This is a genomic window from Halanaerocella petrolearia (genome assembly GCF_054657875.1).
Genome location: NZ_BAAHXW010000001.1, coordinates 1,326,053 through 1,351,532, shown reverse-complemented (window position 1 = coordinate 1,351,532; position 25,480 = coordinate 1,326,053). Strand labels below are relative to the sequence as shown.

19 protein-coding genes are annotated in these 25,480 nt (G+C 32.9%); all 19 read left to right on the top strand.

Annotated features, from left to right (window positions below; genetic code table 11):
• Nucleotides 1-826 precede the first annotated feature (826 nt).
• The 19 genes from ACYQ39_RS06820 (at nucleotide 827) to ACYQ39_RS06730 (ending at nucleotide 25,427) form a co-directional block, all read left to right on the top strand.
• Nucleotides 827-2,446, top strand: coding sequence for an S-layer homology domain-containing protein (locus ACYQ39_RS06820; protein WP_459841414.1), 1,620 nt, complete (start codon nucleotides 827-829; stop codon nucleotides 2,444-2,446).
• A 452-nt stretch (nucleotides 2,447-2,898) separates the two neighbouring features.
• Nucleotides 2,899-3,186: a hypothetical protein gene (locus ACYQ39_RS06815; RefSeq protein WP_459841412.1), complete on the top strand. Its 288-nt coding sequence runs from the start codon at nucleotides 2,899-2,901 to the stop codon at nucleotides 3,184-3,186.
• A gap of 322 nt (nucleotides 3,187-3,508) precedes the next feature.
• On the top strand, nucleotides 3,509-6,613 hold the full coding sequence (locus tag ACYQ39_RS06810) for a cadherin-like beta sandwich domain-containing protein (protein WP_459841410.1): 3,105 nt from the start codon (nucleotides 3,509-3,511) through the stop codon (nucleotides 6,611-6,613).
• A 1-nt stretch (nucleotide 6,614) separates the two neighbouring features.
• Complete coding sequence (locus ACYQ39_RS06805; protein WP_459841408.1) at nucleotides 6,615-7,214, top strand: hypothetical protein; 600 nt, start codon at nucleotides 6,615-6,617, stop codon at nucleotides 7,212-7,214.
• Complete coding sequence (locus ACYQ39_RS06800; protein ID WP_459841406.1) at nucleotides 7,214-8,617, top strand: hypothetical protein; 1,404 nt, start codon at nucleotides 7,214-7,216, stop codon at nucleotides 8,615-8,617. The genes ACYQ39_RS06805 and ACYQ39_RS06800 overlap by 1 nt, the downstream gene beginning before the upstream one ends.
• A 321-nt stretch (nucleotides 8,618-8,938) precedes the next feature.
• Nucleotides 8,939-10,945 carry an LptA/OstA family protein gene (locus ACYQ39_RS06795; RefSeq protein ID WP_459841404.1) on the top strand — a complete coding sequence of 669 codons (2,007 nt, stop codon included), beginning with the start codon at nucleotides 8,939-8,941 and terminating at the stop codon, nucleotides 10,943-10,945.
• Nucleotides 10,946-11,066: 121 nt separating this feature from the next.
• A complete protein-coding gene (gene waaC / locus ACYQ39_RS06790; RefSeq protein ID WP_459841402.1) occupies nucleotides 11,067-13,397 on the top strand; it encodes a lipopolysaccharide heptosyltransferase I in 2,331 nt (776 codons plus the stop codon).
• A 204-nt stretch (nucleotides 13,398-13,601) separates the two neighbouring features.
• Entirely contained in the window at nucleotides 13,602-13,952 is a 351-nt protein-coding gene (locus ACYQ39_RS06785; protein WP_459841400.1) for a four helix bundle protein, read from the top strand.
• 175 nt (nucleotides 13,953-14,127) lie between these two features.
• Complete coding sequence (gene waaF, locus ACYQ39_RS06780; protein ID WP_459841398.1) at nucleotides 14,128-15,141, top strand: lipopolysaccharide heptosyltransferase II; 1,014 nt, start codon at nucleotides 14,128-14,130, stop codon at nucleotides 15,139-15,141.
• A gap of 157 nt (nucleotides 15,142-15,298) precedes the next feature.
• The gene (locus ACYQ39_RS06775) at nucleotides 15,299-16,399 is read left to right on the top strand and encodes a glycosyltransferase family 4 protein (protein WP_459841396.1); all 1,101 of its coding nucleotides are present in this window, start codon (nucleotides 15,299-15,301) and stop codon (nucleotides 16,397-16,399) included.
• Between the two features lie 149 nt (nucleotides 16,400-16,548).
• On the top strand, nucleotides 16,549-17,298 hold the full coding sequence (locus tag ACYQ39_RS06770; RefSeq protein WP_459841394.1) for a glycosyltransferase family 2 protein: 750 nt from the start codon (nucleotides 16,549-16,551) through the stop codon (nucleotides 17,296-17,298).
• An 88-nt stretch (nucleotides 17,299-17,386) separates the two neighbouring features.
• Nucleotides 17,387-18,505 carry a glycosyltransferase gene (locus ACYQ39_RS06765; protein ID WP_459841392.1) on the top strand — a complete coding sequence of 373 codons (1,119 nt, stop codon included), beginning with the start codon at nucleotides 17,387-17,389 and terminating at the stop codon, nucleotides 18,503-18,505.
• Between the two features lie 83 nt (nucleotides 18,506-18,588).
• A complete protein-coding gene (locus ACYQ39_RS06760) occupies nucleotides 18,589-19,422 on the top strand; it encodes a lipopolysaccharide kinase InaA family protein (RefSeq protein WP_459841390.1) in 834 nt (277 codons plus the stop codon).
• A gap of 18 nt (nucleotides 19,423-19,440) precedes the next feature.
• Nucleotides 19,441-20,424, top strand: a complete 984-nt coding sequence (locus ACYQ39_RS06755; protein ID WP_459841388.1) for a sulfotransferase domain-containing protein — start codon at nucleotides 19,441-19,443, stop codon at nucleotides 20,422-20,424.
• Nucleotides 20,425-20,491: 67 nt separating this feature from the next.
• The gene (locus ACYQ39_RS06750) at nucleotides 20,492-21,769 is read left to right on the top strand and encodes an O-antigen ligase family protein (protein WP_459841386.1); all 1,278 of its coding nucleotides are present in this window, start codon (nucleotides 20,492-20,494) and stop codon (nucleotides 21,767-21,769) included.
• Nucleotides 21,766-22,872 (top strand): glycosyltransferase, encoded by a 1,107-nt coding sequence (locus tag ACYQ39_RS06745; RefSeq protein WP_459841384.1) that lies wholly within the window; start codon nucleotides 21,766-21,768, stop codon nucleotides 22,870-22,872. Before ACYQ39_RS06750 ends, ACYQ39_RS06745 begins: the two co-directional genes overlap by 4 nt.
• 85 nt (nucleotides 22,873-22,957) lie before the next feature.
• Complete coding sequence (locus ACYQ39_RS06740; protein ID WP_459841382.1) at nucleotides 22,958-23,755, top strand: sulfotransferase family protein; 798 nt, start codon at nucleotides 22,958-22,960, stop codon at nucleotides 23,753-23,755.
• An 11-nt stretch (nucleotides 23,756-23,766) separates the two neighbouring features.
• Complete coding sequence (locus tag ACYQ39_RS06735) at nucleotides 23,767-24,534, top strand: sulfotransferase family protein (protein ID WP_459841380.1); 768 nt, start codon at nucleotides 23,767-23,769, stop codon at nucleotides 24,532-24,534.
• A 20-nt stretch (nucleotides 24,535-24,554) separates the two neighbouring features.
• Nucleotides 24,555-25,427, top strand: coding sequence for a sulfotransferase domain-containing protein (locus tag ACYQ39_RS06730; protein WP_459841378.1), 873 nt, complete (start codon nucleotides 24,555-24,557; stop codon nucleotides 25,425-25,427).
• Nucleotides 25,428-25,480: the final 53 nt, after the last annotated feature.

The following is a 25,480-nucleotide window of genomic DNA, read 5'->3' as shown; positions in this document are numbered from 1 at the left end:
ATTGACAATTAGTAAAGAATAAGTAATAAATAATAGAGAATAAATCAGTATTGAGTTTGAGATTAAGCTTGAGTAAAGACTCAGACTTAAACTCAGGCTTAGACTTAATACTTAGTTTATTGGATAAAAATACCTAGAGGATTCAAGCAGGAAATATTAAATAAGTATAATAGACAAGCTATGAGTTGTGTGTCGTGAGCTATGTGCTGTATAGTTGTCTGCTATCAGCTGTCTGTTAGAATTAAGCAGAAAGCGGAATGCAGAAGACAGATAGCAATAATGAGTGACAAGTAAAGAATAGAAAAATATTTTAATTAGACACTGAATATTCTTGGATAATCTTACCTAAAGGATTTAAGAAGGAAACGTTAAATAAGTATAGTAGCTGTGAGCCATCTGCTGTCTGTTAGAATTGAGCAGAATGCAGAGGACAGACAACTAATTACTGAATTTGTAGATTGGAAATTGATTATTATCTACTAACTTATATTAGTATTTAATTATGAGTTTCTAATTTACTATTTATTTTTTACCCCTATTGTCGAAATATGTCGAAATATGTTTTTTTAACTTTGTTTTTAAGCAGTTCATTTAGACTGGCAAGAAAGGAGGTGCCCCCATTAGCCATAGAATAATGAGCTGCTTAAACAGGTGTTGTAGCTAGCAGAAGAAGACTGAGGATAATAAGAAAGTGAGGAAACACGGCCACTCAAATTCGAGTTATCCCTAGTTAAAGTCGCTTAGCTATAACACCTGCTATAGAGTAGGAGTTGGAGTAATAGACAGTATAATATTTAAACTAGAAATTAACTAGGGGGATTTATTAATGAAATCTAAACTAACACTTTTATTGGCATTGACTTTAGTATTTACATTAACTGTACCGGTAATGGCGAGTCCTTTTCAAGATGTACCAGCTAATCACTGGGCCAATGATGCTTTAGAGCAGGTTGTTGAGGCTGGATTGATTAGTGGTTATAATGATGGTAGTTTCAAGGGAGATCAAGATTTAAATCGTTATGAAGTTGCTGTTTTAACTGCAAAAGTATTGAATAAGATTAATGAAGAAGATAAAGAAGTAAGTGAAGAGACAGCTCAAGCTATTAATAAGTTAGCTACTGAGTTTGATAAAGAGTTAGCTCAAGTTGATAGTCGACTAAAAGATTTAGAGACTGTACAGATTAATGGAGAGACTGGCGTAGAGTATAATGATGTTGAAGTTGAAGGACCTGGAACTTCTTATGAAGACCCATATAACAAAGATTTTGATGGTGATGATGAGAATTATGCTGATGATGGAGATACAGATGATATTGTAGAAACAGAAGATATCTTTGAGCAGTATGCTGACTTTAATGTAAATGTTGCTCAAGATGGATTAGAGGCTGATTTAGACTTAGAAGTAGTTAATAATTACTTTGGTAATACTGCAGATGAGAGTAACTTTAAGTTAGATAGTATCTCAGGAAAGATTACTACTGAAGATTTTGTAGCTAATATTGGAGATGACCAAGACCTAGGTTGGAAAGACTATTTATTTGCTAATGATGATAACATCAATGGTGTAGTTCTTGAAGCAGGAGATTCTACAGTTGCTCTAGGTAAAGATGGAGAGCAGAAGACTATTGCTGCTAAGCAAGATAACTTATTTGAGTTACCTGTTAACTTATATGCAGGTAAGACTGAAGACAATACTGTAGTTGCTGCTGATACAGCATTTAAATTAGCTGGTCTTGATTTAACTGGTGAAGTTGCTACTAGTGATAAGAACTTAGAAGAGACATTAGCTAGAGTAGGAGTAAGTAAAGACCTAGGAAAACTTAACCTAGCAGCTGAGTATCAGCATACTGATAACTTTACTGGTATTCAAACTGATTATGATGCAGGAGAAGAAACTACTTTAACTGCTAATGTAGCTGAAGAGAATCCTTATAATGTATATGGTGTAGAAGTATTCGGTAACTATGAATATGAAGTAAACTCTAAAGATGAAGCAAGATATGTAGAGGCTAATAAAGACTTAGGTAATGTTGATTTAGCTGCTATTTATGACTATGACAATACTGATGATAAGTCTGATAAGGTAGTAAGTGCTGCTTATGCACCAGAATTTAAAGTAGCTGGAGTTAAGTTAGCTCCACAAGCTAAGGTAGCTGCTATCTATGATAAGAACAATAACCAAGCTATTAATAAAGAAGCTAGCTTAGATGCAACTTATGAAGTTAATGATAAGTTGACTGCAAAAGCTGGATACGCTTGGGCCAACAAAGAAGATCGTGTAGATATCGAAGGTGAAAAAGTAGTTGCTAATGCTGGATTAGACTATCAAGTAACTGAAGATGCTACAGCAACTGTTAATTATGAAAATGCTGAATTTACTGGAGCTAATAGTGCAGATAGTTTCAATACTCAAACTGTAAATGGACAAGTTAGTGTTAACTTTTAATTAGTATCATAGTTAATAGTTGGCCCCTGGTATTTTGCCAGGGGTCTTTTTATTTTAGGTATGAGGAATCAGGAATTAGTAGAGGGATCAATATATTGATCCCGTACTTGGTGAGGAATTAGTGTGTAGAGAGCTTTAATATATTAAGCTCGTACTTGTTGAGGAATCAATAATAAGTGACAAGTAATCAGTGATGAGTTACAAGGAACCAGGAATTAGGAATCAGTGTGAGGAATAACCCAGGAGAATTAAACCTTCTGTTTAATTTCAGACAGGAAGGGGCTCAATATATTGAGTCTGTACGTTAATTCGATTAGGTAGAATTAAACCTTGTGTTTAATTCTTAACAAGAAGATGGGAAGTCAGTTATCTGTCGCCTGTCTTCTGCTCAGACAGCAGACGACACACAGCACACAACACACGACACACGACAAAAAGAGGAGGGAAAGTTAATGAAGAAGATAATAATCTTCTGTCTGGTCTTTACCTTTCTAGCTGTACAAGCACCGGTGGTGTTGGCCCAGACAGTTCAAGCAGATCATCAAGTATTAACAGTTAAGGAAGAACAATTGATTGAATTAGCAACCCAAGAGAAATTTAATAGTTTAATGCAAGTAATGGAGAAGTTAGTCCAAGATAATTTATCAACAGTTAAAGAAGAAATAAAACTAGCCAAGATAAATGTGATAGACTTTAAGTACCAAGTAGAAGAGATAATGATTTATTATCAAATAGATTAAATATTAAGTCAGATGCTTAGAGCATCTGACTATTTTTATTTACATAAATTTACATAAAAAACAGGCATATTAGTTGTAAATTAAGTTATATCATGAAATGTTTTACATTTAAGAACAAAAAATAAAAAATTAATAGCAGGAAATAAATTAATTATTAAAGAAAGAAATAAAATAAAGGCATGGAATTAGAAAAAAGTAAGTTAAGAGGTAGAAGGGGTTGATTTGATACGAAAATAAATTAGATTAATATTTAAGTATATAAATTATAATAGATGAGTGAACTTGTATTTTATTGATTTAATTTTTTGAAAGGGGTGAACCGATGAATAATAGAAAGTGTATATTGAGTTTTGGAATAGTAATTTCTCTTATATTAATTTTTTCTGGATATAGTATGGCTGCAGATAGTAATTTAAGTTCTATCAGTCTTTCTGGAGGTGTTACCTTAGATCCTGCTTTTGATCCTAGTGTTACGCAATATGATGTTATTATAGAAGGTGAAACTAGTTCCATTGATGTCACTGCTAAAGCAGAAGATCAAACTACTACCGATGGAGATCCAGTAGCAGAGGTTATGATTAATGGGAATACTAATAATACCTATGAATATACTGAAACAGTCAATTTACAGACAGGAGATAATGAAGTAACAATTAAGGTAACTGAAGATGGAATAACTAAAGAGTATAATATAACAATTACGAAGATTACTTTTAAAAGTTTTATGAATGGAATAGTTGAAGGACGTCCAATTACAGATCATGATTATATGATAGAGAAAGTAAATAATAGAGAGTTTGATGTTAGACCACAGGCCTTAAAGACAGGCAGTGAATCAACAACTAGTAGTTATATGACTTTTGTCTTTAGCTCAATTGAAGAAGCTCCTTCAAATGCTACTACTATAGAGTTAGAAAATACTAGTGGAGGAGTAAGTTTGACAGATATAGCTGATAATATAACCTATAATCGTGACACCGATAACCATAAGAAAGTGACTATTACGGTTCCTTTTCAAGCTGGTGGATATGATTTAACTAATGATGATTATGAAGGGGATACTTTACAGTTAAGGATCAATGGGAATCAATTCACTACTATAAATATTGAACCAGAATATAGACAACCAACTATAGAGTCTGAGTTGATTGATCATTCTGATATTGACTTAGGAATCTTAAATTCTCAGAATGTCTATTATGTTCCACCTGATAGTGTAGATGGAGACTATGGTAATATTATAGCCAATGCCTTACCTGTTGATACTACTACAATTAAGTATAGAACAGATCTAATGGCACATCCTAAAACTTATGCAAGTAAGGTGGGTTTACAATTAGACAATCAACCTCGCCAGACAGTCAATTTTAGCGATCCATTAGCAGCTGGAGAAAATACTGATCTATGGGGCATAGATATAACAGAAGATGTAGAAGATGAGTTATCCAGTTTAGAGAGTAATGGAAATCTAAACTTCCGAGTTGTAAGAGTTATAGCTTGGAGAGATGGAGCAAAAGAATATACAACCCATACTTATTATTTTGTACGAGATGCAAATGATCCTCCTACTATTAAAGTTAGAAGTGTAGATCAAGGTGGCTATGGTGATAGTTTTGATACTTATAGAAGTCGTCGGCCTCAATTAAAAGCTAAAATTAAAGATAGTATTGCTGGAATTGAAAGTACAGATGATATTATTGTTAAGTATAGGAGATTGCAAGCTGATGAGACTAAGAATGACCTTGATAATGAAGAATTTAAGAATGCAAATCAGATGAATATTCTTGATCTGGAATCTCGTTTGGCCAGTCGAAAAGATAACAGTCTAGAGCAGGTAGTGACTTTTGTGCCTTATAATGAATTAGGAGAAGGTGAATATGCAGTTAAGATTACTGCAAAAGATAAAGCAGGTAATATGAGTGATAATGATGATATAAAATCTGGAAACCAGCCCGGCTTATTCTATCTAGAGATAGACCAGACTGGGCCAAGGATCAATAATGTAAGTGTTAATAATAGAACTATAGATACACAGACTCTAGAAGCACAGCCTGTTAGCTCTGATAGATTAAATATGTACTTTGAGCTATATGGAGCAGAAGATTTAATTTATGGAATCAAATATTTAGATGGAGACAATAGTAAATGGTGGGTAAAGAAATCGGCCGAAGTAGGCTATGTAACTAAGTATTTAAGGACCTATTTTAATGGTAAATATGATAAAGTTGATGGAGAAAACATTTATACTCAAGATGGAATCTATGAAATCTTTATCATTGCTGATGAAGAAGGACTAACTAAAGATAAAGTTGGACAACTTTATGATGAAAATAATAATGGGACAGGTGATCTATCAGAAATCAGTAGTAGTTGGAGTGAAATTTCTGATTCTGAATTAATTAATGATGCTTTTGACTCTACAAGTTATATTGGGAAACTAATCAATGAGGATGTTAAAGATAAAAGAAGGACTTATGCTCACTTTAAGATTGAAGTTGATGGTACTCCTCCTGTTTATAATGAGAATAGTCTAAAGTATTACGATAACTATCCTGCTACTGATACTTTTGAAGCCTTAGTAGATGAACCAACTGAACCAGTAGAAATTAATCAAGGACAACCTGTTTTAGAAGCAGTACTAGAAAATTCTTCTGAAATAAAACGAGAAGATATTGAGATTTATTTTGAAAATAATAGAACAGGTCGTAAAGTCTCTGGAGTACTGATTATGCCACCAGAAGTTACTAACAGACAACATACTATTCGGTTCCAGCCTGTTGTTAGCATATCTCAAGGAGAATATAATCTGTCTATTAAAGCAACAGATATATTCGGGAACACCACTGATACTGATACGACTACCGAAAAGGAGGATCCAAAGGTCTTTACCAAGACATTTAAGATTACTACTAATAATACTGGAGAATTTGATTTTAGTATTGAAGATGGAGATAGATTAAATATTAATCAGTCATCAGCCTTAAGAATTGGAATCACTAATGATTCTCTGGAACCCAGTAACTCCTTAAAGATCCTTGTCAATGGAGCTGTAATAGTAGAACAAGGCCAACTAATCAAAGATAAAGATGCAGAAATTGATAGTGGCAATAGATATAAAGAGGATACTAAATATTTAGATGGTGATGGTGATGGTACTCTTTATCATCAGGATGATGATGAAACACCTTATTATCAGGAAGAGAACTATGATGAAAAAGGTTTTGATGTATTATTCTTTGGTAGTGAAAAACGAAGAATAGTTATTTTTGCTAGACAGCCATTACCTAGTGGTAGAAATAAAGTTACAGTTGAAGTAGTCGATAATAATGGAGTTAGAATTAGTGATAGTGTTGAATTTATGGTAGATAACTATCGACATGGCTTTGGTTTCGGTAGGTTATTGATTGAAGAAGGAGGGGCCAACTAATATGCTAAAAAAGTCTGTTGTGCTTAGTATATTAATTAGTATTAGCATACTTTTTACAGGTTGTTTAGTAATGGATGAATCGACTGATATAGGAACAGATGATGAAAAAAAAATTAAGCTTAAGGCTAAAAATATAACAGCTAACTTCTTCTCTTATAATGAGTATGATTCAACGGCAGATAACCCAGGGTATAACGCTGAAGAATTAATCAACCTCCTTGAAGATAGAGGTAAAAGTGATATTTTAACTATTGATCCAATTATAGGATCAGATTATGATAAATCCTATGATAAATTAGCACAAGAAGTTCGAGACCAAAAAACTATCTTTAAAGCTCAAGTTGATCATAATTATAAGCTTTTATTTGAGCAACCAACTGGAGAGCCTTCTTATAAGGGTAACTATAATAGTGGTGATTATACTTCTACAACTGCTGTCTACGATGTAGCATTCCAAGTTTTTGAAGAGTATAATGGAAAGAGACTACTGACTGATAATGGAACTATTACTTTTGAATTAGCAGTTAATGAAGATAATAAGTGGAAGATTAATTATATGACTATTAATTATAAGGAATTAGGAGAGGTTAGCTTAAACTGATGCGTAAATTAATTGTAACTATTTTATTTCTAATAACTATTTTTCCTAATCCAGTTGCTAGTAAGAGTAATAGTAGTTATTTTTATAGGATGGAGATTGGGGAACATATTAGTGAAATAGACCATGGCTTTCAATTAGATTATCAAGGAGATATAGCAGATTATAGATTTCGAGGGCAGATTGATTTAGATAAAAATTATAGGTTTTTAAAGGGAATCAAAAGAGAAGATAAATGGGAATATAGTGATTATTATATTTCTATTGCTAAGGATGATACTAAATTAGAAGCTGGTCTGGTAGATCCTGAAGCTACATCATCTTTTGTGTATACTGGGCAGATAGAAGGGCTTTATTTGCAGTGGGCCAACTATCAGTTGTGGCAAGGCTATCTAGCAGAAGAGAGTAGTGGCTTTGGGAGTAATAGTCAGCAACAATATGGCTTAAGTTATCAAGGCCAAGAAAAGGAATTTACCTATCAATCTATTCAGGAAAGAGAATCTGTTAATCACTTTGTTAGTTATAATGATCAATTCCTAATAGATAAGTACTATCTTTTATCCAATATAAGTCTAGGAACAGAAACAGGAAGGAACCTGACTGGAATTGCTAGTGAATTAAATCTTAATTCTAACTGGGGTAGATTTAATTATGATGTAACATTAGAGTATAAATCACCTGACTTTGAAGCAGTTACTAGTATGTTTGATAAAGGATATGGTAGATATAAGACTCGATTATATGGTTATCGTAAGCTAGGGCCAACTTTAATCAGTAGTAAATTAAAATACAGTGAGAATAATTTAAATGAAGAAGCAGATGATATAGATAAAGACTGGAGTAGTAATTTGAGATTAGAGTATTATGCTGGCCTTGATACTACTTATACTACAGCTCTCAGTTTTAGTAGAGACAATGAGTATCGGACTGAAGATAGATTTCAGACTGATAAAGATGAGAGAACCAGTTTCAAATTAGGTTATGAAAAAGGAGATTTTGATTGTGACTTATCTTGGATCCATACTAGAGATTATGGTCTGCTAAATGATAAAGGATCTAGTGAAGATGACTTTGCTGCTTCTTTTAGCTATGATAGAGGGTCATATCAAGTAGAGGGCAGTTATCAATTGGACAAGTTAAATGCTGATGAAGATAAGGATGAAGATGAATACAATAAAAAATTAAATTTAAGTTTAGATTATGACCATCAAATATCTGAAAATACAGATTATAGTTTAGGAACTGAGATTAGTAAAGGTGAAGAATGGGAAGTAGATTTAAATCAAAATATTAATTATTATATAACAAAGAAACAAGAGATAAATCTACAGCTAAATTTAAGTAAATATTTAGATGGTTCTAAGTTAGATAAAAAATTAATTATTAATTATCAATATCAGTTTTAAATACCTACTTAGCTATGATATTCTAGTTAAGTAGGTATTTTCTATTTTATGGTGATAGATGTTTAAAGCGATTCGTGTTATAATAGAGAATAGTCGTCAGTTGTGTGCTATGAGCTAGTTAAAAATTTAAATTATTATAGGAATTGAGAATGGAAAATTGAGAATTGAGATTTAATAAATAATAGTCAAAATATGTATATGTAGAGGGCTTAATATATTAAGCCCATACTTGCAATTGATATAAAAGGATTTGGATTTTATGTTTTAACTGTCAATTGCAAATTGTAAATTGTACACTGATACAAAGGAGAGGTGGAAGTAGTGCGGAAAGTAGTAGTTATTACAGTACTGATATTAGTTTGTTTTGTAGAACCTAGTCTAGCAGCAGATACACCATTTACTATTCAAGCAGATGATCATGTAGTTTTTGCTGAATCAGGACAGCAGATTGAAGCAGAAGGAAATGTGGTAGTTAAATTAGAAGACGCTTCTATTAAAGCAGATAAAGTTAATATTATCTTAGATCAGAAACTAGTTAGAGCAGAAGGAAATGTAGTATTGATTGATGGGTCTCAGGAAGTGACTGGTAGATCTTTAGAGTATAATTATGAAACAGAAGAAGGAAAGTTAGTCAGTCCAGCTACTAAAAAAGAAGAGATTACTTTTAAAGGTAAGAGAGTAAAGTTGCAGAAAGAAAAGATGGTAATGGAAGAAACGACTTTAACGCCTTGTTTATTAGATGACCCTCATTATAAGTTAACTGCTAAAGAGGTTACTGTTTATCCAGAAGATGCCAATGTGGATGAAGATAAACAGGGTAAAATAATAGCTACTGACGTCTGGTTATGGGTTAGAGATCATAAGTTTATGCCTCTACCAACTTATACTACTAGTTTAGATGAGGAAGAAAGAGAGAAAGAGTCAATTCCAGAAATCAGTCTAAGTTATAATACTGATGATGGAGCTTATGTAGAGGTAGATTATGATCATTATGTTAATGAAGATTTAGAAGGTCAATTTCATGCTAAGGCAGCTACTAAGAAGACTAACCAGCTTTATTTAGATTACACTTATAAACCTAATCAGTATTTTACTTTTAATCCTCGCTTAGAGTACAATCAAGAATATGGTTTAAACTCTCAAATTTCTTTAAATAATCAGTTTGGTGATACAACAAGTAAGTTAAAATATAGTTCCTATTTAGTTGAGGATGAAGATGATAACTATCAAGAAAGAATCGGATTGGATGATGATGAAGATTATGATCATCAAGAAAGAAAGTGGGCAGCTGAATGGAATTTAAATACTAAAATCAATGATATTGGAGTGGCTACTACTCTAGCTCAGGATGAAGATGATGAGAATCTAAATCGTAAGTTGGCTTTTACTAAAAATTGGTCAGATTATTATTGGCAGTTAGAAGCTAGTAAATACTTTGATGTTGATTATAAGCCACAGTTGACTATAGGTGTTAGAAATAAAGATATAGGAAATGGAACATTATTCTCAGGTGCCATTAAGAAAGGGAAGGTTTACGAAAAAGATATAGATGTAGAAGCAGATAGAGAACAGATTAGGCTAAATCTAAATAAAGATTATCAGTTGACTGACTATACTAATTTCCATTGGAATGGAGAAGTAGTTGGCTCTAGTTATGGAACTGGTACTGATTATAGTAGTTATAATTTTGATTTAGGTTTAGATAGAGAGTTACCATTCTTAAATCTTAATCTAGATTATCAGTATCATGGAGATCAAGGTGAAACTCCTTTTGATTTTGATGATTTAATTACAGATGGTTTAGGAGATAGACATCTGGTTGCAGGAAGTGTTGGGCAACAGGATATTAAACTAGGTAATGATGTAAGTGTAGATTGGAATCTATTTGCTAATCGTAATTTTTATGAAACAGGAGTAGAATATGGACAATATGGTCTAGATACAGAGGCTAACTATCAGATTGATAAGTTTAATAGTTTAGCTGTAGGTTATAATTATCAAGCTTTATCAGAAAATGATTTTTCAGCCAATGAAGATTATGATTTAACTGATGAAGATCAGCGAGAGGATGCAGCTGATGATTTAGACTTTATTAGTCAAGATGATCTAGCTATAACTAATGAACTTAGTGCCACTTATAACTTCCAGACTAATAAAAAAGCGTTTCCTTATTGGGACGTAGAGATTAATACAGCTTATGATTTTATAGATCATGATCTATCAGAACTTGATTACTCTTTTACTAGAGAATTTGATTGTTTTAATGCTCAGTTTAATATTGATCAGTTGGAGAAGAGTGTAAGTTGGAAACTTGATTTCAAATATTAAGTATAACTTTGCAGAAAAATGGTAGATGTTGTATAATAACAGTTAGTAATTAAGTTTGAGCTTAGGTTTGAGTAATACTTAGGCTCAAACTTAAACTAATATTGGTGAGGGTGTTTAGATAATGATGAGGTTAGGTTATTGGTTATATGATTTATTGTTGATAATTTTATTCATTCTCTACTCTCCTGTTATCTTATATAAAGTAGTTGTAAAAGGTAAATATAAAGAGGGTTTAGCAGAAAGATTTGGTTTTTTACCACAAGTTATTAAAGATACCTTTAGTCAAGAACCAACAATCTGGATTCATGCTGCATCAGTAGGAGAAACAGGAGCAGCTAATCCGGTAGTAAGTGAGTTAAGAAAGAGATATCCAGAACATAAATTATTATTTTCGACTATGACTGAGACAGGTCAAGGTATGGCTGAGAAGATAATAAAAGAGGCAGATGGCTTTATTTATCTTCCTTTAGATCTTCCTTCAGTTGTAAATAAGGTTATTAAAATAATCAATCCCGAATTAGTTGTCATTATGGAGACAGAGTTATGGCCTAATCTTATTAGGTATGCTAAAAGAGAAGGTAGTCAGGTAATGATTGCTAGTGGTCGAATCAGTGATGAGAGTTATAAACAATATAAGTACTTAGGTCCTTTATTGGCAGACTTACTTGATAAGGTAGATGCTTTTGCTATGCAGTCTAGAGAGGATGCAGAGCGGATTATAGAGTTAGGAGCTAGTCAAGATAAAGTCTATAATTATGGTAATACAAAGTTTGATCAAGACTATGGACAGGCTGATAAAGAGAAAAAAGAAGAGATTTATCAAGAGTATAAGTTAGATCCTAACCAGCCAATTCTAGTAGCTGGTAGTACTCATGATGATGAAGAAGAGCAGTTGATTTCACTCTACCAGAGATTAAAAGAAGAAGAGCCAGACTTAGTCTTTATTTTGGCTCCTCGTTATGTAGAGAGAGCAGATGAAATAGAAGAATTATATAATCAAGCAGGAATAGAGACAGTCCAAAGAAGTAGCATAGAAGATAGAGATGCCAGCAGAGAGTCAGTGATTATAGTTGATACTATTGGTGAGTTGGCCCAGTTATATGGTATTGGTGATCTTGTCTTTGTTGGTGGTAGTCTGATTGAACGAGGCGGACATAACCTATTAGAACCAGCACTGCAAGGTAAATTAGTCTTTTTTGGCCCGCATATGTTTAATTTTAAGGATAGTACTAGATTATTATTAAAGCATCAGGTTGGAGTGCAAGTCGAGGGAGTAGAGCAATTAACTGAAGAGATGCTCTATTATTTGACTAATCAGGAAGAATTAAGAGCTAAGAGTAGACAAGCTATAGAGATGATTGAAGAGAATCAAGGGGCTGCTAAGCGGAATATAGAATTAGCTAGTGAACTATTAAAGCCTAAGATCTTAATAGTTCGCTTAAGTGCAATCGGTGATGTAATTCATGCTTTACCAGTTGCTCGAGCTGTAAGAGAGTCTTATCCTGAGGCTGAAATCAGTTGGATTGTAGAAGAAAAGGCTAAAGACTTGGTAGTAGATAACCCTAATCTTGATCAGGTGATCTTATTGACTAAAGCAGAATGGAAGGATAAGTTTAAGGAGAATAAATGGCAGACTCTAAAGGAATTTAGATCTTTCTTTAAGGAATTACAGAAGAATGATTTTGATTTAGTTTTAGATGTACATGGTCTCTTTAAGAGTGGATTGACTGCTTATTTAAGTGGAGCTGACAGGATAGTTGGCCCTGCTGATGGGAGAGAAGGTAGTACTTTATTTTATGATCGTAAGGTGGAACTCCCAGCAGAAGAGATGCACCAAGTCGATAGGAATCTCTATTTGGCCCAAGGTATTGGGGCCAACAGCAAACAAGTAGGTTTTGATATACAAGTCAGTTCGCAAGAGAAGAAAGAAGTAGATAAGCTATTATCAGATCTGAATCTTAATTTAGATAAAAATACAATAGCTATTAATCCTTTTACTAGTTGGACCTCTAAGAATTGGCCTCAAGTAAGATATGCTCAATTAGCCGATAGATTGATTGAGGAGTCTGCTTGCCAGATCTTATTTACAGGTAGTCCTGACGATAGAGAAGGGGTAGCAGAGATTATCAGTATGATGGACAATAAAGCTTATAATCTAGCTGGAGAGACTAATCTAAAGGAGTTAGCTGAAGTATATAATAGAGTTGATTACTTTATCGGTGGTGATACAGGGCCAATGCACTTAGCAGTAGCTATGGGACTTCCTGTTGTAGCTCTCTTCGGGCCAACTACTCCCAAGACACATGGTCCTTATGGAGATCAGAATATTGTAGTGCAACCAGAGATAGAATGTATAAAATGTTGGAAACGAGAGTGTCCTAAAGATGAGTTGTTGTGTATGGAGCAAATAGAAGTTGAACAAGTTTTTCAAGCTGTGAGTCGTGTGCAGTGAGCTGTGTGCTATGAGCTGTGTGCTATGAGCTGTGAGCCGTGTGCTTTGTGCTATGTGAGACAATGACTTTTATGGTGGCTCATGACACATAGCACACGGCACAAGACACATAGCAGATGCCAGACTACAGCCAGCACATAAAGCCTCTTGTTTTGGTAAATGATAGATGTTGTAATAACATTTACCAAGGGAGGATGAATTATATTGAGTAATGCTGAAGATTTAGATGTATTTAAGAAGTCACATGGTTTAACAGTAGACTTATATAAGCTGACAAATGATTTTCCTGATCAAGAAAAGTTTGGTCTGGTTGATCAAATAAGAAGAGCCTCTTCTTCTATCAATGCTAATTTGATGGAAGGAAGTCATCGAAATACTGATGGAGAATATAAACAATTTATTGGCATTGCTAGAGGTTCAGTAGGTGAGTTGAAATATCATCTTTTATTAGCCAAAGATTTAAATTACATTACAAAAAAGCAGTATTTGCGATTTAAAGAAAAGATAAATGATATAAGCAGAATGTTAGCTGGATTAATTAAGGCAGTGAGTTAAGTGCTGTGTGCTGTGTGCTGTGTACTGTGTGCAGTGAGCTATGAGCTATGAGCCGTGTGCTGTGTGCTTTGTGCTATGTGAGACAATAGACTTTTATGGTGGCTCATGACACATAGCACACGACACAAGACACAAGGCACACGACACATAGCAAAAGATAAGGAGTTGACTTATCATGAAACAAATAAAAGAATCTGAGAAAATATTAATTATCGATCTACTATACCTTGGAGATTTACTATTTGCTACTCCTTTCTTTCGTAACTTAAGAAAGAATTTTCCTCAAGCTAGAATAGATTTAGTAGCCAATGCTAATTTTGCTGAAATAATTGAAGATAATCCTCATTTAGATCAGGTATATGCTTACGATAAAGGTTGGGGGTTACAGGAGAGTTGGAACTTTGCCCAGCAGATAAGTAGTAATAATTATGATCTAGGACTCAATATTCATGGTAATTGGCGAACTGCTTTATTACTAAAGTTAATCGACCCTGATTATAGTATTGGTTATGGTACTAAAGGTAGAGGAATCTTCCTAGATAAAGCTCTAATTCCAGTAGAAGAGGGGCATATGGTTGAGAATTACCTTGCTTTATTACCAGAGATAGATCTAGAAGTCTTTGACCAAGCAGGTCAGGAGTTAGGAGTTAATAGTCAGGCTTTAGAGAGGATGAAAGAGTTTTTAGCTGGAGCTGGTATTACTGCAGAGGATAGAGTTATTGGTTTGAATACAGGAGCTAGTTGGGCTACTAAACGCTGGCCACAAGAGAATTGGGTCAACTTAGCTGATAAGTTACAACACCAAGGAGCTAAAGTAGTCTTCTTTGGTGGGCCAGGTGATATTGATCGTGTAGAAGAGATAATAGACAAGATGGAAGAAGAACCGATTATAGCTGCTGGAAAGACTAGCCTAAAAGAGCTAGCTGCCTTAGCTTCTTTATGTGATTTATTTATCAGTGGCGATACTGGGCCAGTCCATGTAGCTGCTAGTGTAGATACCCCAACGGTGGCTATCTTTGGCCCGTCAGATGAGACAAAGTATCATCCTTATGGAGATAATAATCAGTTAATAACTAATGAAATCGACTGTCGACCTTGTGGTGAGCATGAGTGTCCTCTAGAGCATCATCGTTGTATGGCAGATATTACAGCTGAGGAAGTGTTTCAAGTTTTAAGTCGTCTGCTATGAGCTATGAGCTGTGAGTCGTGTGCTGTGTGCACAAGACACAAAGCTCATGACACAAAGCTCATGACACACGACACATGACACAAAGCACTCAACTAAATCCCCCTCTAAATGTATGTAACTATTCAGATTGAGTAATAGTAACTTTAGGGGGCGACTAATGGAAGGCTTAAATATACTGCATATTCATTCTGCTAAACATTTTGGAGGAGGAGAAGTCCATCTCTACCAATTGGCTAAAGGGCTATCTGCTAGAGGTCATAATCTTATTTTGGCTCTTAGAGAACCTATGGTGGAAAAGTTTTCTGAATTAGATGTTAAGATAGAAGAATTACCATTAAGGAATGTGTTAGATCTTTCTTCTATTACAAGGCTGGTTAAAATTATAACTGAGAATCAAGTAGATATTATTCATGTTCATCGAGGTAAAGGATATTGGTTAGGCATTACCTCTGCTAAGTTGGCTAGAAGAGGTAAGGTTGTAGCTACTCGACATATTCTTAAGCCATTAGGAAAAGGTTATGTCTATTCTAGGTTATATGAGAATGTTAGTAGATTTATAGCTGTATCTAATGAGGTAAAGAATATTTTAGTTCAGGAGAATAAGATAGCTGATGAGAAGATAGATGTAGTTTATAATGGAGTGGATATTAAAGAGTTTAGTAGCGATGTTGCTAATCATAGTTTGAAACAGGAATTTGAAATTAAGAATAATGAATTAGTAGTTGGAGCTGTAGGTAGACTAGGTGCAACTAAGAATCAAGAGTTATTAGTAAAAGTGGCTGCCAAATTAAAGGATAAGGTAGATGTTAAATATTTAATTGTAGGAGAAGATAGTAGTCCCAATCAGAACTATAAGAATAAACTCGAGAAATTGATTAAAGAATTTAAGTTAGAAGATAAGGTGATTTTGACAGGTTTTCGTGAAGATATTCCCCAGCTAATGAGTATCTTTGATATTCTTGTTGTTCCATCACAGGAAGAATCTTTTGGGATTGTGGCCATTGAAGCTATGGCTATGAAGAAACCAGTAGTAGCCAGTAGTGTTGGTGGTTTAAAAGAGATTATTCAGGATAATAAAACAGGATTTTTAGTACCTTTAGTAGAAGAAGAATTTATAGATAGATTGCTAAAGTTAATAAATGATACTAAATTAAGAGAAAAGATGGGACAAGAAGGATATAAAAGAGTAGTAGATAAGTTTACAATTGAAGCTATGATTGAGCAGACTGAGAAGTTGTATTTTAGTTGTGTGCTGTGAGTTATGTGCTGTGAGTTATGTGCTATGTGCTATGTGCTATGAGCTATGAGCTGTGTGCTGTGAGCACACGACACAAAGCACACGACACAAAGCACACGACACACAACGCACGACACACAACGCACGACACAAAACTAGGAGGCAGTCAAATGGTGTCTATTGGAGTATTAGTTTTAACTTATAATGAAGAGGATAATATTGAAGACTGTTTAGAGAGTGTTAGCTGGGTTGATGAGATAGTAGTGGTCGACTCTTATAGCCAAGATGATACTCTAGAGTTGGCCCGAGAGTATACTACTAAGGTCTATCAACGAGAATTTGACGATTTTGCAAGTCAGCGGAACTATGGCTTAGAGCAGATTGAATCAGATTGGGTGCTAGTAGTTGATGCAGATGAACGAGTTACTTCTGATTTACAGGAAGAAGTCTTAAATAAGTTATCTACCCCTCAGGCCAGTGGTTATAAGATTCCCCGTAAAAATTACTTTCTAGGTAAATGGATTAAATATGCTGGTTGGTATCCTGATTATACTTTACGCTTATTCAAAGCAGCTGATAATAGATATAGTGGTCTGGTGCATGAAGGATTAGAGATAGAAGGTAAGATAGAAAAGCTAGAGAGTCCTTTTATCCATTATACATATCGTGATTTAGATCATTATCTAGCTAAGATCAATCAATATACTACTTTAGATGCTGAAAAGAAGTATCAAGCTGGCAAGAAGAAAGGATTATTATACATATTATTGAGACCAGTTGTAGAGTTTATCAAGAAGTATATTCTTAAGAAAGGTTTTTTACTAGGCTCTCAGGGACTTATCTTAGCTATTTTGTCATCTTATTATCAATTTTTAAAGTATATTAAGTTGTGGGAGAAGTATAATAGCGATGGGTCGTGAGCTATGAGCTGTGTGCTGTGAGCTATGTGCTATGAGCACAAGACACAAAGCACAAGACACACGACACAAAAAGGAGGTGAGATAAAGAATGAATAAAATACTATTCCTCAATAGTTGTGTAGAATGGGGTGGCGGAGAGAAGTGGACTTTTGAAACAGCTCTTGAATTACATAATAGAGGTTATCAAGTGACTGTTGGTAGTGTACCTAGTAGTGAATTGTATCAACGAGCTAAAGAAAGTGGACTGAATACTAAAGTAGTTCCTGTGAAAGGTAGTCTGTCAGTTTTAAATCCAGTTAAATTAGTATCTTTTGTTAATTACCTAAAGAGTGAGGAGATAGATATTATCTTCTTGAATCTATCTCAAGATTTAAAATTTGGTGGTTTAGCAGGGAAATTAGCTGAAGTAGATAAAATCATCTATAGACGAGGTAGTGCAATTCCTATTAAAGATAGGTTTTATACTGAGTTCTTATTAGAAGATTGTGTAACTGATATTATAGCTAACTCTCAATCTACTAAAGAGACGATTTTAGAGAATACAGCCCAATGGTTATCTGAAGAGAAGATAGAGATTATCTATAATGGAATAAAGTTAGATAAAGTAGAACAAGAGCAGGAAGTTGGCCCTGATATTCGAGAGGAATTTGGAATAAATAAGGAAACAACTCTAATAGGAAATGTAGGGAGATTGAGTAAACAAAAGGGCCATAAATATCTAGTGGAAACAGTTAGTTTATTAAAAGATAGACTAGATAACTTTAAAGTTTTAGTAGTTGGTAAAGGGGAGTTAGAAACTGAAATCAAAGAACAAGTTAAAGATTTAGGTTTAGAAGAATACATAATCTTTACTGGGTTTAGAAGTGATGTTTATAATATTATGACGCAGATAGATTTCTTACTACATACTGCCTTATGGGAAGGCTTTGGTTTTGTAATTGCTGAGGCAATGGCTGTGGGCAAACCAGTTGTAAGTACTGATGTAAGTAATATTTCTGAGATTATGATAGACGGAAGAACAGGGTACTTAGCTGAAAGTAAGAATCCTAAAGATATTGCCAATCAGGTTATTGAGATGATCGATCTTGGCCCAGAAGAAAGAAAGAAGATGGGACAAGCAGGTAAAGAGATAGTAGAAGATAATTTTGCTTTTCAAGATAAGGTGACGGAATTAGAAGAGTTGTATCTTATAATCAGTGACAAGTAATGAGTGATGGGCTGTGTGCTATGAGCTATCATTATATGTTTTCTGATGGCAGACGGCACATAAAGAAGAGAAGGTGATAATCAATGGCTACAAGTTTAAGAAAAGTAGTGGACAATATAGATTATGAAATAGAAGAGAAGACTGTAAGTGATAAGTTAATTTGGCTGGCTGAAGAATGGGATAGTGATAGTTTTAGAGAATTTATAAATTATAGAGAAAACTTAGAGACAGGTAAGATTATTGATGATAATCGGAATTTACTAGTTAGTATTTCAGCAGATACTCAGGATAGTCTTAAGAATGATATTATGGTGAAGAAGTTTAATCTAGTGAGAAAGTATGATAAGTTTCGGTTTTGTTTTCTAAATTCTAAGGCAGTTCGTTCTTTGCGTTTAGCTTTAGGTATGCAGGAGGTAGGAATTAAGACTCCCAAGCCATTAGCTGTTATAGAAGAGAGAGGTAACTTCAATCAGTTAATTTATAGTTACTTTATTACTGAGTATGTTGATCATGATTATAATTTATTGGATATTGTAAAGGATTATGATCACCCAGAACGAAAAAAGTTAAAAGATTTATTACCTTTGATTGCTCAAGATATAAAGCTAATGCATGATGCAGGAATAATTCATAATGATCTTCATGCAGGTAATATTCTAGTTAAGGAGAGAGAACCCCAGCCTGAATTCTACTATATCGATTTGAATCGAGGTCGGATAAAGGATGAATTAAGTATCAAAGCAAGAATGAAGGACTTGGCAAGATTTAAATTAACAACAGAGGAACAAGAGATTTTCCTTAAAAGTTATAGCCCAGAAGGTTATGAAGAACTATTACAATTAATGATTGAACAAAGGGAGAAGAGAAAGAGATTTAAAGAATGGAAAAGAAAGATTAGAAGTTTCTTTAGAAAGTAAAGTGTAGGAGGGAAGATATTGATAGATGCTGTAAGAACAGTTAGGGAATATATAAAGTATTTACCGGCTAGATTATTTAATTTTCACACAGCAGGTAATGAAAAAGATATATTTATTTTTACTAGTCCCCGAAGTGGTTCAACTTGGTTAATGGAACTAATAGTCTCTCAAGACAATATAAAATATATTGATGAACCATTACATACTAATCGTCACAAAGGATTCTTAACAGATATTGATCCTACATGGTCTGAGATATATGGAAGTTCGAATAGAGAAAAGAAATTTTTAGATTTTTTCAGTCGAATCATAAAAGGTAGATTATCTGTTGGCCAACAAAAGTTCAAACATATATTTAGAGGTGAATTTGATTACTTTACTAATAGAAGAGTTTTTAAGATTTTAAGAGGAAAAGATTTAATTAATGAATTTGAAGAGGAGTTTGGAGTTAAAGTAGTTTATTTATTGAGGCATCCTATTGCAGTTGCTTTATCTTTAGTAAAGGAAAATATGGAAGGGCGTGTTAGACATTATTTAAATAATAAAGAATACAGAGAACAGTTTCTAAATCAAGAATTAATTGAATTTAGTAATTCTATTTTGAAGAATGGATCAAAATTTGAAGTTAGAATCTTACAGTGGTGTATTGAGAACTTACCGCCTCTTAAGTTTTCAGAGAATAAAAACTGGTTGATTATAAGTTATGAAGAACTGGTGATTGAAGAAGAAAAGAGTTTAAATAAATTATATCAAGAATTAAACTTAGATGATTTAGATAAACTTTATAAACAGGTTGGTAGACCTTCTAGAACTACTGCTGACACAAAAGCTAGGAAATTTATTAATAAAAATGACAAAGAATCTTTAATAAAAAAATGGAAAAATAAGATTTCAGATTCTGATGAGGAAAAGGCTTTTGCCATTTTAGATAAATTTAAGATTGATATTTATCAACCAGATCAATTTACCATTAATAAAGAAAGTAATTTTTTTACTAACTAAGGTATAGTCTAGTTTAAATTGATAGAGAAAGAATAGAAGATGTAATAATATACAAGGAGGTAATCTATTGCCAAAAGAAGATACAGATAATTCAAAACTAATGGCTTTCTTAGATAATGGAATAATAATAAGTATTTTTCTTTTTGCTTTAGCTTCATTGACATCAAAGGGTTTATCTAGTATAGGGTTAGGTTTGGCTTGTTTATTATGGTTGATTAGAATTATTGTGACTAAAGATTATCAATTTAAAAAGACTGATTTAGATAGGACCATTTTACTCTTTGTAGCTAGTTTATTTATTTCAGGATTAGATAATTGGGGATTACAATTTCTAGATAGTGTCGATAAATTTATTTTAGCTATATTATTTTATTATGTGATTGTTAATACAATTACTGAACTTGAAACTGTCAAGAAATTATCATATGTTGCTCTGTTTTCAATGTTAGTAGCAAGTGGATTAGGTCTTTATCAACATTTTTATTTAGATGTGAATAGAGCCCATGGGTTTATGTTATCTTTAGCTTTTGGTGGTCTATTGGCTATGTTTTTATTGTTTATGATTAGCTATTTACTATGGGGTAATTTAAATTGGAAACTTAACGTAAGTTCATTGCTAATAATAGTTATTATGGCATTGAATTTATTATTTACTAAATCAAGAGGCGCTTGGTTAGGGTTTATAGGAGGAATAGTAAGTTTAATTTGGATACAAGATAAAAAACTAATTATTGGGCTAGTCATTTGTCTGTTGGTAGGCACTTTATTTTTACCACATGATTTTATCAATAGATTTAAAAGTAGTTTTGTAGTGGATATTAACGTTTCAAATTGGAATGATTTAGATAGAAATATGAGGTCTAATTTAACAAGAGTAGCTTTATGGAAGTCTACTATTGAGATGTGGCAAGATAATTTTATTAATGGAGTTGGAATAGGAAGATTTAAAGAGGCAAATAGAAAAGGTGATTATGCAAGTGAATACAATGGTATTGGATTTCAGAAATACAGCCATGCCCATAATAATTTTCTTCATTTTCTTGCTACTACAGGGACTATTGGTTTTCTTGCTTTTAGTTGGTTAATGTTTAAGATTTTAAAACTGTTATATGAATGGTATCGAAGAATAGATAATAAGCAATGGAAATTATTTATCTTAGCTTCGTTAGGATCATTTATTGTATTTAATATCCAAGGATTAACAGAGTTTAGTTTTGGTGATACTGAGCCATTACGATTTTTTTGGTTTTTAATAGCTATAAATATGATTATTATTAATGATTTTTCTAGTAATCAAGATGATTTAAGCAAAGATATCAGGAAGGAAGATATTAAAAAAATATGAATATTCTATTTGTTAATAGTGGAGTGGTCTGGAGAGGAGTAGAAGCTTGGCATTATCAAACAGCTTCTGCTTTAGCTCAAAGAGGCTATAACATATTTATTAGAGCCACTGAAGAGACACCCTTTTATAAAAAATGTAAAGAAACTGGATTTAATGTAGAGCATATCTCTTCAATAGATGGAGCTACTTTTGTGAATCCTTATCGAATATTTAAACTAGTTAAGTACTTTAAAAAGAATAAAATAGATGCTGTCTTTTTTTGTCAGTCCTCTCATTTTAAGTTTGTTTCTTTAGCTGCTAAGTTAGCAGGAGTAGAAAGAATAATATATCGTAGAGCAATGGCTAAACCGATTAATAATCGGTTTTATAATCGCTGGTTATTGAAGAATTGTGTAACAGACTTTATGTCTATCTCTAAAGTTACTAGAGATGAGAATCTAAAGGATCTACCATCTAATTATCTATCAGAAGAAAAGATAAAGTTAATCTATAAAGGTGTCAAGAAGGATGAATTTATTGATTCTGAGATTGAATCAGATATTAGAAAAGAGTTTGGAATTAAAGATGATGAATTGATAATTGGAAATATTGGTAAACTCTGTAGACAGAAAGCACAACAATATTTAATTGAAGCTTTACCTCAAGTTTTAGCAGAGCATGAGAAACTGAAATTGTTATTTGTAGGTAATGGACCTAAAAAAGAGTTATTTAAAGATAAAGTAAAAGAGTTAGAATTAGAAGATAAGGTTATTTTCACTGGTTTTAGAGAAGATATACCTTCGATTTTAAAACAGTTAGATTTTATGGTTCATACTGCTATTTATGAAGGTGGAGCCCCCTGGGTGATATTAGAAGCGATGATGTCTGGGTTACCAATAGTGACTACTGGTGCCATTACTATTTCTGAATTTGTAATTGATGATATAAATGGTTATTTAGCTGAAAATAAGAATCCTGATGATATAGCAGATAAAATATTAAAGATGATTAAGCATCCAGATCGTGATAAATTAGGTCAAAAAAGTGTTGAAATTGCTAAAAAGAAGTTTTCTTTTGAAAAAATGATTGATGAGATTGAGGAGAAAATTTTACAAAGAAAGTAATAGAAGAGATATTACTGATAAATGTAATCTGTTATATGAGAATGGGAATATAGATCAGTTTTAAATTATAAGGAGTGAGATCATAATGGCATTGAATGGATTTAAAAAGTTAATAAATCCTGTAATAACTTATTTAGGTAGAAAAAAAGAAAGAGCTAAATTTAGTGATACACCAATTATGGTTTTTGGTTGTGGTCGTTCAGGAACTACTTTATTGTTATCAATTATAGGAGCTCATCCTAATATTTATGCTTTTCCTAAAGAAACTGGAGTATTTATTAATTGGTATAATGAAGTCCAATATCTGTTTAAGAATGAGAAAGGTCAAGGAGATAAAGTTCCTAGGTTAGATAAATTTTATCGTTTGATTTTAAAATATGATATCTCTAATAATGTAACTAGGTGGTGTGAAAAGACTCCAAAAAATATTCGGTATCTTGATAAAATATTAGATTATTTTAATGAAGATATAAAATTAATACATATTGTTCGAGATGGAAGAGATGTAACATTATCTAGACACCCAAATGCTCCTGATAAGTATTGGGTGAAACCAGAACGTTGGGTGAATGATGTAAAGAAAGGATTAGAGTATAAGGATCATTCTCAAGTATTGACTATTAAATATGAGAACTTAGTTTTAAATTATGAAGAAACTATTGAAAAATTATGTGATTTTATTAATGAAGAGTGTACTGAAGAGTTATATTCTTATTTTGAACATACAAATGTCCAAAAAACCAATGCCTGGTATGATAAAGCTCAGCAGGTTCATTCTAAGTCTGTAGAAAAGTGGAAAAAAGAAGAAAATCAAGAACGAGTAGCAGAAGTGATGCAGAATGATGAAGTGGTTAAATTATTAGATGAATTAAATTATTTATAAAGGAGGGAAGTATGGCACTTAATATAGTAAAAAAGAAAATGAATTATATTATCAATTATTTAGGAAAACAGAGATTTAAAAGTAAATTTAATGATACTCCAATTATCATCGGTGCTTGTGGTCGTTCAGGGACAACTTTATTGTTATCAATTATAGGAGCTCATCCCAATATTTATACTTTTCCTTATGAAACTGCTGCTTTTGTCAACTGGTATACAGAGGATAATAAGAGTTTACCTCGAATGGATAGGCTATATAGGTATGCTTTGACTCATAAGATCCCTAGCCAGTGTACTCGGTGGTGTGAGAAAAGCCCTAGTAATGTACTTAAATTTGATAAGATATTAGATTATTTTGGAGAAGAAGTCAGGTTGATTCATATAGTAAGGGATGGAAGAGATGTAATGTTATCTCAGCACCCATCTGCGCCAGATAAATACTGGGTATCACCAGAGAGATGGGTAAAGGATGTAAAAGCTGGATTGAAATTTGTAGATCATCCACAGGTATTAACTATTAAGTATGAAGATCTAATTTTATCGTATCAAGATACTATTAATAAAATTTTTAATTTTATTGGTGAAGAACCTACCCAAGAATTAGATAATTGGTTTAAAAATACTAATGTTAAGGATAGTAATGCTTGGTATGATAAAGCTCAACAGATTCATTCTAAGTCTGTAGAAAAATGGAAAAAAGAAGAAAATCAAGAACGGGTAGCAGAAGTGATGCAACATGATGAAGTTGTAGAGTTACTAGAAGAACTAGACTATCTATAAATTAGTAAGGAGTGAATAAAATGAGTGAGGGAAGTTTGTATAATTTTTTAGGTAATATAGATGAAGAGTGGCCTTATAAATTAGATAAGATAAGAATGAGGTTAAGGCTATTAGGAGAACAAGATTGGTCTGAAGTGGATAAATATTTTATTGTTTCAACAGGTCGGACTGGAACTAAGTTTTTTGCTCATTTTCTAAATGATTTTTCTGGAGTATATGGAGTTCATGAACCTGCTCCAGTCTTTTTGAGGTTAGCTATTAATTATGCTACAGGTAAAGTAACAGGTTCATATGCTACCAAAAAGATTGAAAGAAATAGACGAGCACTTTGTAGAAAAGTCAAGAAAATGAAAGTTGATAAATATGTTGAATCGAATAATCGACTATTTTCTTTATTAGGGCCTTTAAGTGAAACATTTGGTGATGATTTTAAAGTAGTTCATATAGTAAGAGATGGTAGAGATTATGTACGTTCTGGAATGAGTCGTAACTGGTATACTGAAAGTGATGGTTCACGATTAAGAGCTATTTATTTTCCTGATGATCCATATTATGATCAGTGGAACCAGATGAGTAGATTTGAGAAGATATGTTGGCGTTGGCAGAAGAAAGATGGATTTATCTATCAGAGTGTTAAAGAAATGGATAATGCCATTACAGTAACATTTGAGGATATATTCAAAGATGATAATTTTAAAGGTATATATAGAATTGCTGATTACATAGATTTACCTAAAACAGAAACAGATAAAATGATAGACAAAATGATGAATAGACGAGTTAATTCTACTAAAGAATATGCCATTCCTAAGTGGACAGATTGGGATCAGGAGATGCTTGATAAATTTGATGAGATTGCTGGAGAGCATATGAGAAATTATTATGATTATTAAAGGGCAGTAACCAGTGATAAGTAATGAGCAAAAAGAACTTACTGTTCAGTTAC

Bases quoted from the DNA above. Each gene is read 5' to 3' on its own strand.
- ACYQ39_RS06820 (WP_459841414.1), top strand. From the start codon at position 827: ATGAAATCTAAACTAACACTTTTATTGGCATTGACTTTAGTATTTACA.
- ACYQ39_RS06815 (WP_459841412.1), top strand. From the start codon at position 2,899: ATGAAGAAGATAATAATCTTCTGTCTGGTCTTTACCTTTCTAGCTGTA.
- ACYQ39_RS06810 (WP_459841410.1), top strand. From the start codon at position 3,509: ATGAATAATAGAAAGTGTATATTGAGTTTTGGAATAGTAATTTCTCTT.
- ACYQ39_RS06805 (WP_459841408.1), top strand. From the start codon at position 6,615: ATGCTAAAAAAGTCTGTTGTGCTTAGTATATTAATTAGTATTAGCATA.
- ACYQ39_RS06800 (WP_459841406.1), top strand. From the start codon at position 7,214: ATGCGTAAATTAATTGTAACTATTTTATTTCTAATAACTATTTTTCCT.
- waaC (WP_459841402.1), top strand. From the start codon at position 11,067: ATGATGAGGTTAGGTTATTGGTTATATGATTTATTGTTGATAATTTTA.
- waaF (WP_459841398.1), top strand. From the start codon at position 14,128: ATGAAACAAATAAAAGAATCTGAGAAAATATTAATTATCGATCTACTA.
- ACYQ39_RS06775 (WP_459841396.1), top strand. From the start codon at position 15,299: ATGGAAGGCTTAAATATACTGCATATTCATTCTGCTAAACATTTTGGA.
- ACYQ39_RS06770 (WP_459841394.1), top strand. From the start codon at position 16,549: ATGGTGTCTATTGGAGTATTAGTTTTAACTTATAATGAAGAGGATAAT.
- ACYQ39_RS06765 (WP_459841392.1), top strand. From the start codon at position 17,387: ATGAATAAAATACTATTCCTCAATAGTTGTGTAGAATGGGGTGGCGGA.
- ACYQ39_RS06760 (WP_459841390.1), top strand. From the start codon at position 18,589: ATGGCTACAAGTTTAAGAAAAGTAGTGGACAATATAGATTATGAAATA.
- ACYQ39_RS06745 (WP_459841384.1), top strand. From the start codon at position 21,766: ATGAATATTCTATTTGTTAATAGTGGAGTGGTCTGGAGAGGAGTAGAA.
- ACYQ39_RS06740 (WP_459841382.1), top strand. From the start codon at position 22,958: ATGGCATTGAATGGATTTAAAAAGTTAATAAATCCTGTAATAACTTAT.
- ACYQ39_RS06735 (WP_459841380.1), top strand. From the start codon at position 23,767: ATGGCACTTAATATAGTAAAAAAGAAAATGAATTATATTATCAATTAT.
- ACYQ39_RS06730 (WP_459841378.1), top strand. From the start codon at position 24,555: ATGAGTGAGGGAAGTTTGTATAATTTTTTAGGTAATATAGATGAAGAG.